Annotated in this window: 16 protein-coding genes and 1 pseudogene; 4 read left to right on the top strand and 13 right to left on the bottom strand. The window is 51.4% G+C overall.

Annotated elements, in window-relative coordinates:
- Positions 1 to 306 precede the first annotated feature (306 nt).
- The 8 genes from GO013_RS13475 to rfaD form a co-directional block, all read right to left on the bottom strand.
- The gene (locus tag GO013_RS13475; protein ID WP_163811970.1) at positions 307 to 981 is read right to left on the bottom strand and encodes a DUF47 family protein; all 675 of its coding nucleotides are present in this window, start codon (positions 979 to 981) and stop codon (positions 307 to 309) included.
- A 43-nt stretch (positions 982 to 1,024) separates the two neighbouring features.
- Positions 1,025 to 2,263, bottom strand: coding sequence for an inorganic phosphate transporter (locus GO013_RS13480; RefSeq protein WP_163811972.1), 1,239 nt, complete (start codon positions 2,261 to 2,263; stop codon positions 1,025 to 1,027).
- Positions 2,264 to 2,291: 28 nt separating this feature from the next.
- A complete protein-coding gene (locus GO013_RS13485; RefSeq protein WP_239057869.1) occupies positions 2,292 to 4,073 on the bottom strand; it encodes an ATP-binding protein in 1,782 nt (593 codons plus the stop codon).
- A gap of 260 nt (positions 4,074 to 4,333) precedes the next feature.
- Positions 4,334 to 4,555, bottom strand: a complete 222-nt coding sequence (locus tag GO013_RS13490) for a hypothetical protein (protein WP_163811976.1) — start codon at positions 4,553 to 4,555, stop codon at positions 4,334 to 4,336.
- Positions 4,556 to 4,568: 13 nt separating this feature from the next.
- On the bottom strand, positions 4,569 to 5,696 hold the full coding sequence (gene alr, locus GO013_RS13495; protein ID WP_163811978.1) for an alanine racemase: 1,128 nt from the start codon (positions 5,694 to 5,696) through the stop codon (positions 4,569 to 4,571).
- The gene (mutL, locus tag GO013_RS13500; RefSeq protein ID WP_163811980.1) at positions 5,696 to 7,531 is read right to left on the bottom strand and encodes a DNA mismatch repair endonuclease MutL; all 1,836 of its coding nucleotides are present in this window, start codon (positions 7,529 to 7,531) and stop codon (positions 5,696 to 5,698) included. The genes alr and mutL overlap by 1 nt, the downstream gene beginning before the upstream one ends.
- 1 nt (position 7,532) lies before the next feature.
- Positions 7,533 to 9,923, bottom strand: a complete 2,391-nt coding sequence (gene lptD / locus GO013_RS13505) for an LPS assembly protein LptD (RefSeq protein ID WP_163811982.1) — start codon at positions 9,921 to 9,923, stop codon at positions 7,533 to 7,535.
- Positions 9,924 to 9,935: 12 nt separating this feature from the next.
- Positions 9,936 to 10,916, bottom strand: a complete 981-nt coding sequence (gene rfaD / locus GO013_RS13510) for an ADP-glyceromanno-heptose 6-epimerase (protein WP_163811984.1) — start codon at positions 10,914 to 10,916, stop codon at positions 9,936 to 9,938.
- 241 nt (positions 10,917 to 11,157) lie between these two features.
- Here rfaD and GO013_RS13515 point away from each other — a divergent pair, with 241 nt between their 5' ends.
- The 4 genes from GO013_RS13515 (at position 11,158) to GO013_RS13530 (ending at position 13,529) form a co-directional block, all read left to right on the top strand.
- Positions 11,158 to 12,204: an OmpA family protein gene (locus tag GO013_RS13515; protein ID WP_163811986.1), complete on the top strand. Its 1,047-nt coding sequence runs from the start codon at positions 11,158 to 11,160 to the stop codon at positions 12,202 to 12,204.
- 68 nt (positions 12,205 to 12,272) lie between these two features.
- Positions 12,273 to 12,782 (top strand): hypothetical protein, encoded by a 510-nt coding sequence (locus GO013_RS13520; RefSeq protein WP_163811988.1) that lies wholly within the window; start codon positions 12,273 to 12,275, stop codon positions 12,780 to 12,782.
- A gap of 74 nt (positions 12,783 to 12,856) precedes the next feature.
- Positions 12,857 to 13,054, top strand: coding sequence for a YwbE family protein (locus GO013_RS13525; protein WP_163811989.1), 198 nt, complete (start codon positions 12,857 to 12,859; stop codon positions 13,052 to 13,054).
- A 13-nt stretch (positions 13,055 to 13,067) separates the two neighbouring features.
- A complete protein-coding gene (locus tag GO013_RS13530; RefSeq protein WP_163811991.1) occupies positions 13,068 to 13,529 on the top strand; it encodes a YaiI/YqxD family protein in 462 nt (153 codons plus the stop codon).
- Between the two features lie 144 nt (positions 13,530 to 13,673).
- Here GO013_RS13530 and GO013_RS13535 read toward each other — a convergent pair whose 3' ends face one another.
- The 5 genes and pseudogenes from GO013_RS13535 to rbr all read right to left on the bottom strand — a co-directional run bounded on the left by GO013_RS13535 (position 13,674) and on the right by rbr (position 16,500).
- On the bottom strand, positions 13,674 to 14,873 hold the full coding sequence (locus GO013_RS13535; RefSeq protein WP_163811993.1) for an FprA family A-type flavoprotein: 1,200 nt from the start codon (positions 14,871 to 14,873) through the stop codon (positions 13,674 to 13,676).
- 93 nt (positions 14,874 to 14,966) lie between these two features.
- Positions 14,967 to 15,128, bottom strand: coding sequence for a rubredoxin (gene rd / locus GO013_RS17275; RefSeq protein ID WP_239057873.1), 162 nt, complete (start codon positions 15,126 to 15,128; stop codon positions 14,967 to 14,969).
- Positions 15,129 to 15,200: 72 nt separating this feature from the next.
- Positions 15,201 to 15,416: pseudogene (locus GO013_RS17435) on the bottom strand (rubredoxin); the annotation flags it as partial.
- A 103-nt stretch (positions 15,417 to 15,519) separates the two neighbouring features.
- Entirely contained in the window at positions 15,520 to 15,903 is a 384-nt protein-coding gene (locus GO013_RS13545) for a desulfoferrodoxin (protein ID WP_163811997.1), read from the bottom strand.
- Between the two features lie 24 nt (positions 15,904 to 15,927).
- A complete protein-coding gene (gene rbr, locus GO013_RS13550; protein ID WP_163811999.1) occupies positions 15,928 to 16,500 on the bottom strand; it encodes a rubrerythrin in 573 nt (190 codons plus the stop codon).
- Positions 16,501 to 16,728 lie beyond the last annotated feature (228 nt).

Consider the following 16,728-nt stretch of genomic DNA (forward strand, 5'->3'; position numbering starts at 1 on the left):
ATTTTTATAAACGCGACACAAAACACCGGCCCACACGCGAGTGGACCGGCCCATACACCGCTTCAACAAAAGCTCTCGAAGTACTCTGCACAATATTCTCAAACAATTCATAGGGCCTTTCGTCATTTTCATGAGCGGACTATACTGATATTGATTTTCAATTTCAAGACTTATTTTCCATTTTTTCATCAAATGAAGAACCCCAATTGCACTCTCTGTCAAAGCCATGAAAAAAGGGCCAGCCCCATTTCAATGGAGTTGGCCCTTTTTGGAATATCGTCTGTTGTCTGATCGACTGAAAACCGTTTATCGAGCCATCATCGAACGAAGCAGTTCAGCACAATTTTCCGTGTTGTGGCCCATGTTATCCAGGCAGTCCACAAAATGAATCAGCTGATAGATATCCTTGAAATCAACGTCCTTGTTGTAAATTTTCTTGTACAGGGCATTTTTCATATGCCGGACGTTATTTCGTTCATTCCGAACCTGACGAAACCGTTCTTTGGTCCCTTCACGGTCCAGGGATTCGCCGTGCATCAATGCAATCGTCGATTTAAGTGCCGGTCCGAGCAACACCGTGCACCGGGCAATGCCATCAAGCAGATAAATCAGATCCTTCTGAATATCTTCCGGTATGATCACCTTGCGCATGGCCAGCCAATAGAGGGCGTCCTGTGCGGCATCAAGGATGTTGTCCTGACTTTTCGTATAGTTCAGAAAAAGCGTCTTTTCCACGGGCATGAACAGGCCCTTGGGCAGGTGATTACGAATATTCCGCTTGATAGAATCTGCATGGTTTTCAATTTCATCGACCGAACGCGTCAATTCCTCAAACTCACGGCACACTCCACCGGAGACATAGCACTCCAGGGACTCATCAATAGCCGCGACGCATTCAGCGATCTTGTCATAATGCTCGACCAACCCATCCATTGGAGACCGATTGGCAAGCAGGCCGAAAAAAGGAATTTTCAAAGACATATATAAGACCTCACTTACAAAGGATTATCGTTATGTATATAACCTAGCTGTAACACAACCATTTCAACAGCACAAAGATTACAATACTGGTCAAAGCCGCGATGGGAACTGTGGCCACCCAGTACGCGACAATTCGAAACAGGACACGAAAGTCCACTGCCTGAAATCCTCGGGCGAGACCGACACCAACCACGCCACCAACGGCGGCATGGGTCGTCGAAACCGGCAATCCAAGATTTGACGCCACCAACACAGTCGAAGCCGCACCGAAGTCTACAGCAAACCCCCGGGTGTTCGTCAATGTAGTAATCTTGGTTCCGACCGTGGCCATGACCTTGTGACCAAGCAAGGCGATACCCAAGGCGATGCCACATCCGCCCAGAATCAGCATGGGCCACGGCACTTCAGCCCGTGACAACAGCACATGCTCCTTGGCGATCAGGTAAATGGCCGCCACCGGACCGATGGCATTGGCCACATCGTTTGCGCCCTGAGAAAGGGCCACATAGCAAGAGGTGCCAACCTGCATTTTACGGAAAACCCGTTCCACACCCTCGGCACCTTCTTCTTCGTCAATGGCAATTTTGGCAACAAGCATCTTGCCACCAAGCCAAGCAACAAAGGCCAAACCCGCAGCAATAGCCAATGACATGGACCAATGCAGCCCCAACGATTTGCCAACAGGGGTTTTATACAGAAACGACAAGGAAATCACGGACAATGTAATGGCGATCCAAATCGGTGCCCAGAACAACGCCTGTTTGACAAATTGTCGTTTGTACAAAATGTACTTCCTGATGTGCGAAAAAATGAAAAAGGCGATAGCAGCCGCAAAAAAAGGAGAGATGATCCAGGAAAGGACAATGCCCCCGATTTTCAGCCAGTTGACCACATCCGGACCGCCCGCCACCAGCCCAAACCCCATGATTGCCCCGACAATGGAATGCGTCGAGGAAACCGGGAGTGCCGTCAGCGTGGCCACCAAGACCCAGAGACCGGCAGCCAGCAACGCGGCAAACATACCGATCATGATGATCTTCGGGTCACTGATGACTTCAGGATTGATGATACCCTTGCTGATCGTTGCCGTCACATGGGAACCGAGGAAAACCGCTCCGACGAAATTAAGCGTACCGGCGATGAACACGGCCTGCTTCACGGTGATGGCCCGTGCCCCCACAGCCGAAGCCATGGAATTCGCCACATCGTTTGCCCCGAGGTTGAAGGCCATGAGAAAGCCCGCTCCCACAGACAAATACAAAAACAGATCGTAAATATCCATTATGAAGCCCCTCTTTCGAGGGAGTTGGTTAGATGTTTCGCGTACCCGGCTTCAACGATTTGTTCAGACGAAAACAAAACCGCGCTCCGCGAGTTCCTTCGCCATACCCGTCATGCCAGATTTCTCCGCCAAAATTCTTCACTATACGACGGCAGATAGCGAGACCCAATCCCGCACTGCCAGACCCGTCGATGGTATTCTCATCAACACGATAAAACCGTTCAAAAACTTTGGTGGAATGTTCCCGGGAAATTCCCGGTCCCTGATCTTCCACAGAAAAAACAATGGACTCGCCATCGTCTTCGGCACTGACCGTGATCTTTCCGCCCTCAGGGCTATATTTCACGGCGTTATTCAACAGATTGTGAAAAACATGCAACACCCCGTCCTCTTCACCGAGGACGTCCATATCTCCGTCCGGCGTTCGCAACTCAAGCATCACGGACCGCTCTTCGGCCCACAGCGACACGTCATTGATGGCCCGAGTCATGTATTCACGCGCGGAAACCGGAACCAGATCAAGTCGCGTTCCCATCTGCTCGGATTTCGCCAGGGCAAGCATGGACGAAATGACCTTGTCCATATGGTCCGCATTGTTCAGTACGGTCTCCAAAAAACCGCGCCCAGCTTCAGGCTCGGCAGGAGGCGTATGCAGCAGGGTTTCAGTATATCCCTTGATAGAGGTCAATGGCGTCCGCAATTGATGTGAAGCATTGGCCACAAAATCCTTCAACCCCTTTTCACTCTGCTTCATTTCCGTAATATCATAAAAAACCAGAATAAGCTTTCGGACACCCTTGTGGTCCGTGAATGGCTCGGCACTGACTTCAACTGTGCGTGAATCCATCAGGTCTATCTGGATGGACCGTTCTTCCCGTTCGGATTCGCCCAGCATATCATCCACCAAATCCTGAATTTCCACACGGCGGGAAACCTCGATCGGCGTTCTTCCAACGGATGAATCGGCCAGATTGAACATCTCTCGCAACGCGGTATTGTAGGATTCGATATGCCCTTCGGCGTCCAGAGTCATCACGCCTTCACGCATTCCCTGAAACACCGCCTGTAACTGGCCCTTTTGCTCGTGGACCACCTGCATACTGTGCTCGATGGACTGGGCCATGGCATTCACGGATTCGGCCAACGGCTTGAATTCTCCGCCAGGCAGAACACGCAATCGTTTGGAATAATTGCCCTCGCCAATAGATCGGGCGAGTTCGGAAAAAGTACGGATATCGCGACTCATGTTGTGAGACATCAGCAGACTGATCAGCACGGCACAGGCGAGAGTGCCGAGAAAAATCCAGATAAAATTGGTCCGCAGGACATGGAGTCGTTCACTGACCTTGGAAAAAGACACCGCGAGCCGCAAAACCCCTGCGGGAACCCCGGAGGCACTGTCCATCCGAGAAGCGACATAGAGCATATCTTTTTGCAGGGTGTTGGAATAGCGGACGTTCGAACCGTTTCCCGTTTCAAGAGCGGCACGAATTTCGGGACGGCTTCCATGGTCATCCAGTCCGCCAAGCTCGATATATTCGACATCGGAATCGGCAATGACCCGGCCATCAACGATATAGGTAATTCGCGAGCCGAGTTTTTGTCCGAACGAGGCGACCCAATGGGCGAATTCCTGTTCGGAGGCAAAGGACAGATGATCGCGAATCAACCATTTGATGGACGCGATTTCACTCTGGGAACGGATCTCGGTGTCCGTGACCAATTCGTCCCCCACGATAGACGTGGAGTAAAAAAAGATCACACCCAGAACCAGAAGCAACAGCCCCCATGTCCAGAGCAGAAGACGCATTTGAAAAGAGCCAAGCCTCATTTCCCTTACCTCGTTGAACGCCGTAGCGGTTGCGGTTGGTCAAGGCTATGCATATATCCTTTGCCGAACGCGTGCGCTGTGTACCACAATCGTTTCCGAAATGTAATAGAACGAATTGTTACGATTCTGTGACAAAACATTTCGGGAAAGGCCGTTCTTCCATGAATTCACAGGCATTCCGGGCACAAAAAAAGAGATGCCCTCTTCGGGGCATCTCGCACTCTCGTCACTTCAAAAAATTAAAAACCACGCATACATTCCATGAGATACATGGACACTTCAACGCGGCACACGCCATTTTCTTCAATGACACGCACATTATTTTCCGGGATCAAGGCCATATCGTCAGCCACGTTCAGCCACTTGCCTTCCAACCACTTGGGCGTCACGCCATTCTCTTCCATTTCCGTCAGAGGGTAGCTTTCAGCAACGACCCATTCATCATCTTGCACAGCAGGCATCTTGATCTCCTTATTATATATATTCCCGTCGATTCATTCCCAATTGACAAAAAATCTCATACGAAATCGTATGACACCAGTCTGCCAATTCTTCGGGCATGATGGGTTCAGTTCCCGGTCCACCAAGCAAAAAAGCCCTGTCTCCGGGAGCAACGCCCTTTCCTTCACCTATAAGATCGGTTACGTCAACCGCTGTCATCTGCATACAGATACGTCCCCGGATCGGCACCCGTCGTCCATGAATCGTCATCTGTCCGACATTGGACAACGCCCGGTTGTAATTGTCTGCATACCCCACACCGACAATGGCCACCACGGAATCTCGCTGCGCCGTAAACGTCCACCCGTAGCTGATGGATTCTCCCGCACGCAGAGAGTGAACCTGAAGCACAGGCGCGGAAACGTCCATGGCCGGACGGTACCCGTCTCCCCGCGATTCCCACGAAGTTCCCTGAAACGGATTGCCACCATACAATGAAATTCCCAACCGGATGGAATCATACCGGCTCTGCTCGTGAACCATGCCACCAGCGGAATTGGCCAGATTGGCTTCAACGGCAAACCCCGCAGAAGTAAGGCCATCCACCGCAGCCCGAAATCCGGCAGTCTGCATCCCCACCCGATCTTCTCGACCAGGTTCATCCGCCGAAGCCAAATGCGACGTGGCCATGACCGGCACCAACCGGCTCTTTTTCAACACTGCGACGACCTCGTTCACCTCATCGGGCAGGAATCCGAGTCGCCGCATTCCGGTGTCGAATTTCAGACAAATCGGCAGCGGTCCCCGGGTGTTCGCGATGGCCGCCACCCGTTTCAACTGATCGAAATGAGAAATGGCCGCCAAGATATCATGATCCCACAAGGCATGGATATCCTCGTCAGACACCGGACCGAGCAGGGCGAGAATCCGTTTGTCGCACCCGGAAGTCCGCAATGTCACGGCCTCCCGCACAAATCCCACGGCAAAGGTATCAACGCCTTCCTGCTCAAGCATTCGGCTGACTTCGACCACGCCATGCCCATAGGCATCCGATTTAATGACCGGAATGACCCGATCGTGATCCTTTTTGAAAAGACGATAATTGGCGCGCAAACGATCAGCGTGAATGGCGACACGCAGCATATTATATGAAATAGACATTACTTTCTCTTGAACAATTTTTCGAGATCAGACGAAGACCAACTCACGACAATGGGACGACCATGAGGGCAATATTCCCGCTCCGGCGTCACCAACCAGACTTCCAGCAGAGCCAGGGCCTCATCAACAGCCAAAGGCTGGTTGGCCTTGATCGCGGTCTTGCACGCCATCATGGTCCAGAAGTCATCCAGTCCCCGCGCTTTTTCAGCCAAGGCATCAGTCAAATATTCCCTCGCCTGTCCCGTGTCCAGTGTCGGAGGAATCCCCCGGACGAGCACCTTGGCCGGGCCATCCATTTCAAGGACAAAGCCCATGGTCCGCAAGGTTTCCCGCGCGTCCTGCAAGACTTCGGCTTCACTGGGATGTAATGAAATTTCCAACGGTACCGCCAACGGCTGAGAATCGCCCTTGGTCCGTTGTTCCCGCATGGCCGCGAGCAAGACCCGCTCATGGGCCGCATGCTGATCCACAAGAACCAACGAATCACCCTGCCGCAAAACCAGATAGGTATCGGCAATCTGACCGAGATAGGTAAAACCACTCCCGGCCAATGTCGCGGGTCTGGTCGCATCCGGCGTTGCCATCATGGATGGAGCCATCGGTTCCCGAACCATGGCAATCGAGGGCGAAAATGGCAGGTCCATTTTTTTGGGTTGATCCCTGTCCTCCGTAAAATCACGGTAGGTAGAAAATTTCGGGCCGTCGTTCAACGAGGTCGGCTGATGCGAATGTTTCTCCGGCGATGAAAAAAAGGCAGATCCATGCGCTGCGGGAATCCCACTTGGTGCCGCAGGGATATCGCCCCCCCGAGATTCCTGTGGGGGCATGGTTTCCATACCCGGACCGGTCAAGGCCTGCATGACCCCGCCACGAATAGTCGAAAAAACCAGGCTTTCCTCGACAAACCGCACTTCCAGCTTGGCCGGATGGACATTCACGTCCACCTCGCCACACGGGAGTTCAAGAAACAAGACGATCTGCGGATATTCGCGGGACAAAAGCATCCCCTTGTACGCCTGCCTGACAGCGGACAGCATCAACTTGTCCTGTACCTGTCGGCCATTCACGTACAATAAAATTCGGTTGCCCCGGCCCTGTGCCGTTGATGGAGCACCGGCCGCACCGTGCGCACGGTACCCATTTCGCTCAAAGTCAAAAGGAATCAACCCGTCACAAATATTCGGCGGCCAAAACGCGGCTAGGCGAGTGGACAAATCCTGATTCGCCGGCAAACGAAAGGCTTCCCGCCCTCCCACGGTCAATGAAAATCCCGTGGATAAATGCGCCAGACTCGTCCGCATGAGTGTATCCTGGCACCGACGATTTTCCGTGGCTTCCGTCTTGAGAAATTTCAGTCGAGCCGGGGTATTGGCAAACAGATCCCGAACTTCGACACGGGTTCCGGCTGCCAAGGCCGCAGGTCCTTCACCTGCAACGTCACCCGCCCGGACATCGATAAAGGCGGCTTCGTCCGCCCCTGAAGCCCGTGAAGTCATCACGAACCGCGACACCGACGCGATGCTGGGCAAGGCTTCACCACGGAAGCCAAACGATCCGATAGCGGATAGATCGCCAAATTCCCGAATTTTACTCGTAGCGTGCCGAGTAACGGCGAGATTGAGCTGATCCGCGCCGATGCCCGCGCCATTATCCTGCACGACCATCAATGACTGTCCACCTTTTTCCAAAGTCACGTCCACGCGAGTGGCTCCGGCATCAAGACTATTTTCCACCAACTCCTTGACCACGCTGGCAGGCCGTTCCACCACTTCACCGGCAGCAATCTGATTCTTCAGGCCCGGTGGCAAAATCTTGATTTCAGGGGTGTGCGTCATATTAAAAACTCAGCAGATCAAACCCGAATTTAAACTGGGTATCGTTGGTTTTCTGGGTCAGGGCAAAATACAGGGTATAACATTCAGCGGCCCAATCAAATTGTAAAGTCCGTTCAATATCCCGATTAGACACAAAGTCATGCCGATACTTGCCGCGAATGGTCAGATCTTCAGTGGCCAACCATTTGGCTTCAAGTCGGATTATCGACAATTCATCGGTCCGTTCACGCAGATATTCATCAACCTCCGTCTGGAAATCATACCCAACCTGAATTTCGCCGAGATCGTCATCCAGCAGTTTAAGAGACGTCTCGCTCTGCGTCATGTCTCCCAGATATGGAGAGAACCAGTTTCTGGACGTAATTTCAATAAAAGTATCCGGCTTAATGCGCAATTCGGCCATGATATCGGAAAATGGCCGCCGCTCGTATTTTGCCCGTTCATCATTCCGGCTGCCCTCTTTCATGTCATAGGACTGTTCCAACCGGAACAACAGGAAGTCCAAGTAATCAACGGATGTCGTCGCCACCGGTTCACCATCCGTGCCCGGACTAAGCACCACACTGTCCCGTCGTCTATCGAGCGTGTTGGTCAGAGAATACGTCACCCGATTTTTCCCATCGATACGGTCATACATATCAAAATAGGGCAACTCGGACTGACCTGTGACCGTCGGGGTGTACCCATACTGCACACGGGGCACCACGGAATGCTTCAACCGTGTCCACTGAGACGTTCCGGCCAGACTGGGCTCAGCCGTGACAGTCTCGTTGAGATCAAAAGTCTTGGTCATCTCGGAAAAAGCGGTGAAACCTGCCGACCACAGGGCTCGGCTCTGGAAGCCGTCCTTGATCTCATCAGTATTGATGACCCGATCGCGTCCGCCCGGTCCATCCACCACAATATCGCCGGTCTTTTCATACGACGTTAAATTGTAGGCCGTATAATCGACGGAAACCGAGGGAATCAACGTCACCAGACTCGTCTTGAACGGCAGTTTCACTTCCGGAGTCACGCGGAACCGATGCCCGGAATTGCCATATTCTCTGTGGAAATAATTATATTTCGTGTTCATGGACGCTTCAAGCGGCGTCCCGAACAATGATTGCTGAAACGCAAAAGCATCGAGTTCCGGCATTTTCTGAACGGTATCGTTCTCACTGGCCGGATTGTTGCCGTTCATGAAACGCAGATTTTGATCGTATTGAGCCAAGCCGACCACACCGAAACGGTCCCAGCTTCGACTGATGTATGCTGTACTGAATCGATCGAGCGAATCCTTGTTTTCAATATCGCGTCCAAAAATATCGACAAACTCATCACGGGCCGTGTCAAAACCCGTGGGACCATCTTGAAAATCGCGTAAATAATTTTGGTCGGACACCAGATCCAGATCCAACTTGACCTTCCATTTCGGGCTGCCAAGCCAGCCGTCATACTTGCTACGCACCCACCAGCGATCCCGATTCTTCCGCGTCAGGCCGTCGCCTTGATAATCTTCCCATTCGTCCGCTTCAGTCGTGGCGCGCCGATTGTCCCGCATCACGTCAAACTGCCACATCCCCTTGGTATCGCCATCTTCGGTGTGACGAAACTGGATGCCCTGCATGTAACCACGCTTGCTCATGTAATTCTGATAAAACGTGGCGTCCATTTCATCATTGATGACCCAATAATACGGAAGATTGACCTGTATTCCAAGCTTCTTGCTGCTCGAAGCATAGGGAATGAGAAATCCGCTCTGCCGTTTTCCCCTTCCGGGCAAAGACATGTACGGCCAGTAAAAAACCGGCACGTCCTTGACGCGAAATGCAGATCGATACAGCTTCACCCGGCCATCCAGAGACACATCGCCTTCCTCGGTCGTCACGGACCAGGAAGGTTTTTCTCCGGAACAGGACGTCACCTTGGCATTCTTGAAGGAATAACTGTCACCCTTGTTCTTGGCGACCCGGTCGGCCTCGACATAGATATGCGGCTTGGCCATGAAGAGCTTTCCATTCTTGAGCCAGCCAGTCATGTTGCTCAGATCAAATTCGCCTTCATCGGCCTGAAGAAAATCCCCACCCCACTGGGCACGGATATTGCCTTTGAGAAAAACCCAGCCCGTGGACTGATAATACCGGGCGAAATCCGCTCGCAATTGATCCTCGCCAAGACTGAGGGAACAATTGCCAAAGGCCTCGATATATTCACTGGTATGATCCCCGACCACCCGATCTGCCGAAAAAGTCCACTCTGTCTGATCCGGTTGCTTGACCGGCGCCTCAGGGACATATCGACGAACCCGATTTGGCTCCGGCGTTTTGCCGATAAGCGTCCACGGCAGGCACAACGAAAGGACCAGAATCGCCCCGACGGCAAGAAGTATGCGCTTCAGCTGCTGTTTCAAGAAGACCTCACCCTATCTGGAACGCAGATACGGGTTATCCTGGTTCAAGTAGTTCTGCACGTAATCCTTGGCCCCATCTTCCAGGCTGGTCATCTGCACATCACAGCCAACCGCCGCCAACTTGGACATATCAGCCTGAGTAAAATACTGATATTTATCACGGATAGATTCAGGCATCGGAATATATTCGATATTTGGCTTCTTCTCCAACGCGGCGAAAACCGCATTGGCCAGATCGTTCCATGTCCTGGCCGTGCCGGTTCCGATATTGAAAATCCCCCCTGTGTCCCGGTGTTCCAGGAACCACGCCATGATATCCACACAATCCTTGATATACACAAAGTCGCGCTTCTGGCCGCCATGGGGATATTCTTCACGATAGGACTTGAATAACTTGAGCGTGCCGGTCTCCAAAATCTGCTTATGCGCCTTGCAGATGACGGATTTCATGTCATCCTTGTGATATTCATTTGGCCCGAACACATTGAAGAATTTGAGGCAAACAATCTGATCGAGAATCCCGGAATCCTTGGCCCAGAGGTCGAACAACTGCTTTGAATACCCGTACATGTTCAAAGGCCGCAGCCGATCGATCCCGGCGTGATCATCCTTGAATCCGAATTCTCCATTGCCGTAGGTTGCCGCACTGGACGCGTTGATGAAGCGCGCATTGTGGGCAAGGCAGAAACGGCACACATACTGCGTGTAGCGATAATTGTTCTCCATGAGAAAATCCGCATCCAGCTCCGTGGTGGAAGAACATGCCCCCATATGGATCACCGCTTCGGTCTCGAACTGGTCGTCTCCTTCGAGAATAAATTTCAGGAATTGATCGCGATGCAAATAATCCTGATATCGCAAACCTGCGAGATTATTCCATTTATCGCTCGTCGAAAGATTGTCGACAATCAGGATGTCATCAATGCCCATCTGATTGAGCTTCCAGACCATGGCGCTGCCGATGAATCCTGCGCCACCCGTAACTATATACATGCGATCTCCTTGTTGTCGGAAAAAGAGGACACCATCGCGGTGTAAACAACTATACATACTGTGTTAGGGGCGGAGACGCAACCCGAACACGGCCTCCTGTGCTGCAAACTTTTCACTGAATCTTGATGTTATTTTTTCGCTCTCCCCCTTGCACCATGCGTCACTCTTGCGTATGTTCAGTAAACATGTGGCACCAGCTTTAATATTTTTTTGAGAAAAGGATCTCTAAAGGAGTGGAATTATGAATCAATCGAGAAAAATGCTCATGTTGACCCTTGCCGCAGTCATGGTGTTCACGTTTGCCATGGCCGCGACTGCAAATGCAAAAATGGTGAAACAAGTCGATAACTTCATCATGTTTGTGGATCAATCCGGCTCCATGGCCATGACCCACGATGGGCTTGGCGAAAAGAAAATCGAAATGGCCGTCAAAACCATGCGCGCCATGAACCAGGCTATCCCCGATCTTGATTATAATTCGGCGGTCTTCATGTTTGCCCCATTTGACACGGTGTGCCCTCCCAAGGCCTACAACAAGGCAACAGTTGACGCGGCCATTACAAAAATCAACACAGACTTTGAAATCTTCAACCGCAACACGCCCATGGGCAACGGCCTGGCCGATGTCGCCCCGGTCGTTGCAAGCATGTCCGGCAAAACCGCACTCGTCATCTTCACCGATGGAAAATCCAATATCGGTGCCGATCCGGTCGGCGTTGCCCAGGAATTGCATCAAACCTATGGTGACAACCTGTGCGTGCATGTTGTCAGCTTTGCCGACACTCCTGCCGGAGACACCATTATCAACGGCATCAGAAACGCATTTCCTTGTTCCGTTGTCGCTGATGCAGGCACCCTGATGGACCAAGCCGCTATGGATCAATATGCTGAAGATGTCTTTTATGATGTCGTAGCTGACCCGGTTGCTGTCCCGGTCGTAACCCCCATGGCCAAGGAAGTCGTCTCCTTCAACCTGAACTTCGGGTTCGACAAATACGAAATCACCGACGAAATGGTGCCCGTGCTTGAACAGGCTAAGATGATTCTGGAAGAAGATACTTCCGCCATGTATGAAGTCTCGGGATACACGGACTCCACTGGTGCGGAAATGTACAACCAGGGTCTGTCCGAACGTCGTGCGAATTCGGTCGTGAAATGGATGACCGACAACGGTGTTGACGCATCTCGCCTGGAAGCCAAGGGCTATGGCGAAACCAATCCGAAATACGACAACGCCACCAAAGAAGGCCGTCGATTGAATCGTAGGGTTGAAATCCAAACCAAGTAGAGCTATACTATACAGGTTGGGCGACACGGTCGCCCAACCTTACTGCTCTGGTTAGAGGACTCAACGCTATGAAAACATTTGCTGTATCCGCTGTTTTAGCCGCATTTCTGACTGGGGCTTTTTTCGTGTCTGCTGCATTGGCACAAGAGCCAACCGTTGCAACGGAAGTGGCCATTGCCACGCCCACCACACTGCCAAAGGTCTCCAGCACAAATCTTCCGGCCTATCTCGACCATGACTTGGCACGCAAACATGCCGATTTTACCAGGTTCGCCAAGGTGCGCGTCAAGGCCATGGATGAAAATCATCGTTTGTCAAAATCCCGCATGATGATCACCAAACTGTCTGACGGACGGTACAAAGCATTATATCATGCCATTGATCACGAAACCGTGATTTGTAAAGTCCGCCGATCCAGTTCGAAAACCATTCCATATGTCGCGGTCCTGAGCTATCAGGAAATGGTCATGGCAGCCATCGGCTCTTCGCCCGAAGAGTGTCGTTCCGGAGAATTCATTCCCGTCTCAATCATCCCCAATCGCCAGATATTCAGCCACAAGAAAGGCCGCTGGCAATAACCCGAAGGTCGCTTTCCCTGAACAAGGTTACCCACCTGTTCTGGACGTGCGTCCATCTTTCACAGGAACCCATCATGGACGGCAAAAACAGAAAAGACATCAAGCCCGGCTTGCGTGTCAATATTGTCCTGAAAAAGGACCAACGGACCGGCACACTCACCGAAGGTATTGTCGCCAGACTCCTGACCAAATCTCCGACCCATCCTCATGGCATCAAGGTCCGACTCGAAGACGGACAGGTCGGGCGGGTCAAGGAAATACTCCCGGAGTAAGGGCCGGACATTCATGACACCACATATCTGGGTCGATGCAGACGCCTGCCCCAATGTTATCAAGGACATTCTGTTCAAGGTTGCTCTTCGTCGGCAAATTCACATCACGTTGGTCGCCAACATTTCGCTGTCTGTCCCGACATCTCCGCTCATCAAGACCCTCGTGGTCCCCGCTGGATTCAACGAGGCAGACGATGAAATCGTCCGACAAGTCGCTCCCGGAGATCTGGTCATCACTGCGGATATTCCTCTTGCGGACGCCATTGTCGCCAAAGGCGCGACAGGTCTCAATCCTCGGGGAGAATTGTACACCGAAGACAATGTCAAAGGATTGCTCCGAATGCGCAATCTGATGGAGGAACTGCGAAGCGGCGGCATGGTCGCTGGAGGTCCCCCGCCCATTGGTTCCAAGGACAAACAACAATTCACCAACCAACTGGATCGATTTCTGACACGAAATATCCCCAAATCCTGATTGGACGCAAAAATCCCGTTTCAAATCGAGACAGACATTTGCTATGAGAATCGCCCCGAAAGTCATGGACTTTCGGGGCGATCATTGTTTCGCAAAGACGAGGAAGCTGTTCACCACACCGGCTGAACAGTCCCGAGGATGGGCTTAATCCAACTTGGCCTTGATGGCAGCGGCAATGGTCTTGCCCTGTTCATAGCACTTGCCCAGCGCGTCATGATCCGGAATATATTGGTTTTTCACGGGATCAATCACGTCCATATTCATATCATTCAACCACTGGGTCAGGACCTTGACGCATTCGCCGGACCATCCAAAGGAACCAATGGCGGAACCGATCTTGTTTTGCGGACGCAGGCCCTTCATGTAGGTCAACATATCCGCCATGAGCGGCAGGATGCCGTTATTGTGTGTCGGCGAACCAACGATCACGGCAGCCGAGTCGAACACCTCGTGCATGACTTCGGAATGATGGTTGTTCTTCATGGACATGAGTCGCACGGATATGCCTTCGTCAACCAGTCCGGTCGCCACGGCCACAGCCATTTTTTCTGTGGAATGCCACATGGAATCATACACGATCACAGCCTTTTTCTTGGGCTTCTGTTCGGCATATTCCACATATTTATCCATGGCCCACTGGCAGTCTTCGCCACGGAACATCAGACCATGATCCGGACACAGCATGTCGATTTCGAGATTCATCTCTTTCAAGAGCTTCATGGTCTTGATGACCACCGGGGAGTATGGCAGCACGATATTGGCGTAATAAAACCGCATCAACTCTTCCAACTTCACGCGCTCGACCTCGTCGGCAAACCGCTCGGATGTGGCCCAGTTCTGCCCAAAGGCATCATTGGTAAAAGCGATCTTGTCTTCGGGGCAATAGGTCAGCATGGAATCCGGCCAATGCAGCATCCGGGTTTCAAGGAACGACAGATGCCGCGTACCGATGCTGATTTCCGTGCCGTTAGGCACCACCTCGACAGGCCAATCCTTGTAATGGAAATGGGCCATCATGGCTTTTTGTCCCATGGGTGAGGTATATATCTTCTTGGGTTTGTATTTTTCAATGGCCAATGCCAAGCACCCGGCATGGTCAGGCTCAAGATGATTGATGACAAAATAGTCAATGGTCCGATCGCCCAGCACCTGCGCAATGTTGCACTGGAGGGTGCCCCAAAATTCTTCGGCAACAGTGTCCACCAGTGTGACATGCTCGTCCAGAATCAAAAAATTGTTGTAGGTGGTGCCATACGGGGAATTGGAATAGCCATGAAAATTGCGACGATTCCAGTCCACCGAACCAATCCAAAAAATGTCTTTCTTAATTTCAACCGGCTTCATACTGTTCTCCACATTGAACGGTCAATCAATCGTTAAAGTAAAAAGAAACGCGAACCGTGCCACGCCTGGAGTTAAACAACTCTCATTCCAAAACTAGTCTTCAGGGACAAAGCTTTCCTTGGTCGCACCGCAAATGGGACACGTCCAATCTTCGGGGATATCTTCAAAACTGGTCCCCGCCGGGATGTCGGAATCAGGATCGCCCAGTTCGGGATCATAGACATAGCCACAAATCTCACAGACGTATTTCTGCATGGGTTCTTTCTCCTTTTGGTCGGACATGTTCGCAGTCGCTGCCGCCGCTGTCAACGTATCAGGATCGGATTCGACCGGCAATTCACAGTCGGCCGCTGTTGACCCCGGGCCCATCAATGGACGAAAACATTTTTTTGTTCCTCCACACACAGGACACCGCCACTCGTCCGGAAGGTCTGTAAACAGGGTCCCTTTGGCAATCTTTCCCTTTCGGTCACCCTTGTCAGGGTTATAGAAATATCCACAATTAACTGTTTGACATTGATACATTTCTTCTGGTTTTGCCATGAATTCTCCCCCAAAATAGCTGGATAAAAAGGGCGGGCCAACAGCCCACCCTTTTCTGTATACGGTTCAAGCCCACTGCCAGGGCAATAGGCAATTGTCGAAACTAGGCAGCCCAAAGTCCGTGCAAATTACAATAGGCCCGGACAGCAATGTCGCCGGTCAAACCACAGGCACAGAACGAGGCTTCCGGTGCATCGCCTGGTTTGAGCGCCTTGACGAAACAGGTGTCACCAACATTCACTTCAATCCACTCGATATAATGTTTTTCTTCCATGGGATGCGCGACATCGCCCACCTTCACGGTAATGGTATCACCATCTTTGGTCATCACGGGAACATGTTTTTCCACGGCTGCATCAACCGTATTTTCGCTCATCAAAACCATGTCCTGTCCACAACAAACCAGATCGCCGGCACCTGCATGGATAGCGAGGACGATATTGCCACACGCCTCACATTTGTACACTTCACCGATTTTGATTCCCATAGCGTCTCTCCTTAGAATAATGGTTTACCAGTTGGTATCTTTGAGTTCAAAATGAGCCTGGGGATGATCACAGGCCGGACATTTGCCGGGGGCCGAGGGGCCGGTATGGTTGTAACCGCAATTCTGACACCGCCACACGACCGCTTCCTCTTTCTTGAAAACTGTGCCCGCTTCGATATTGGCGATCAATGATTTGTACCGCTCCTCATGATAGGCTTCAGCGATGGCAATATTATCCATCACACAGGCAATATCCTCAAAACCCTCTTTGCGAGCGATCTTGGCAAAATCAGGATACATACATTCATGCTCCTCTTTTTCACCAGCTGCGGCAGCGTACAGATTCTCCAACGTGGTCCCGATCTTTCCGGCAGGGAAGGCTGCGGTCACTTCGACATCGCCACCTTCGAGAAACTTGAACAAACGCTTGGCGTGTTCCTTCTCATGGTTGGCAGTCTCTGTGAATATATTGAAAATCTGGACGTACCCTTCTTTCTTCGCCACGCTGGCAAAGTAGGTGTACTTGTTCCGAGCCTGAGATTCGCCGATAAAAGCGGTCAAAATATTCTTTTCAGTCTGAGTTCCCTTCAGTGACATTGTATGTCCTCCTGTCTTGCGATTACCGCACTGTTCAATTCCATATTATCTTCACGTACGTACACCAAATAAGTGGTGTTGTCGTATTATAAAACATCGTACAAACACATTCTGTCAAATCATTTCATTCATAACGAAAGTCAGTTAAATTCAACATGAGAATAGTTACTAATAAGCTTGAGCAGTCCTGTCAAGCACATTTTCCCATCACCCTCAAAAAACACACAA

This window comes from Pseudodesulfovibrio sp. JC047 (assembly GCF_010468615.1).
In the GTDB taxonomy this organism is placed as follows: Bacteria; Desulfobacterota; Desulfovibrionia; order Desulfovibrionales; family Desulfovibrionaceae; genus Pseudodesulfovibrio.

Excerpts from the sequence above, each read along its gene's own strand:
- GO013_RS13475 (WP_163811970.1), bottom strand. The coding sequence starts at position 981 with ATGTCTTTGAAAATTCCTTTTTTCGGCCTGCTTGCCAATCGGTCTCCA.
- GO013_RS13480 (WP_163811972.1), bottom strand. The coding sequence starts at position 2,263 with ATGGATATTTACGATCTGTTTTTGTATTTGTCTGTGGGAGCGGGCTTT.
- GO013_RS13485 (WP_239057869.1), bottom strand. The coding sequence starts at position 4,073 with ATGCGTCTTCTGCTCTGGACATGGGGGCTGTTGCTTCTGGTTCTGGGT.
- GO013_RS13490 (WP_163811976.1), bottom strand. The coding sequence starts at position 4,555 with ATGCCTGCTGTGCAAGATGATGAATGGGTCGTTGCTGAAAGCTACCCT.
- alr (WP_163811978.1), bottom strand. The coding sequence starts at position 5,696 with ATGTCTATTTCATATAATATGCTGCGTGTCGCCATTCACGCTGATCGT.
- mutL (WP_163811980.1), bottom strand. The coding sequence starts at position 7,531 with ATGACGCACACCCCTGAAATCAAGATTTTGCCACCGGGCCTGAAGAAT.
- rfaD (WP_163811984.1), bottom strand. The coding sequence starts at position 10,916 with ATGTATATAGTTACGGGTGGCGCAGGATTCATCGGCAGCGCCATGGTC.
- GO013_RS13515 (WP_163811986.1), top strand. The coding sequence starts at position 11,158 with ATGAATCAATCGAGAAAAATGCTCATGTTGACCCTTGCCGCAGTCATG.
- GO013_RS13520 (WP_163811988.1), top strand. The coding sequence starts at position 12,273 with ATGAAAACATTTGCTGTATCCGCTGTTTTAGCCGCATTTCTGACTGGG.
- GO013_RS13525 (WP_163811989.1), top strand. The coding sequence starts at position 12,857 with ATGGACGGCAAAAACAGAAAAGACATCAAGCCCGGCTTGCGTGTCAAT.
- GO013_RS13530 (WP_163811991.1), top strand. The coding sequence starts at position 13,068 with ATGACACCACATATCTGGGTCGATGCAGACGCCTGCCCCAATGTTATC.
- GO013_RS13535 (WP_163811993.1), bottom strand. The coding sequence starts at position 14,873 with ATGAAGCCGGTTGAAATTAAGAAAGACATTTTTTGGATTGGTTCGGTG.
- rd (WP_239057873.1), bottom strand. The coding sequence starts at position 15,128 with ATGCAGAAATACGTCTGTGAGATTTGTGGCTATGTCTATGATCCCGAA.
- GO013_RS13545 (WP_163811997.1), bottom strand. The coding sequence starts at position 15,903 with ATGGGAATCAAAATCGGTGAAGTGTACAAATGTGAGGCGTGTGGCAAT.
- rbr (WP_163811999.1), bottom strand. The coding sequence starts at position 16,500 with ATGTCACTGAAGGGAACTCAGACTGAAAAGAATATTTTGACCGCTTTT.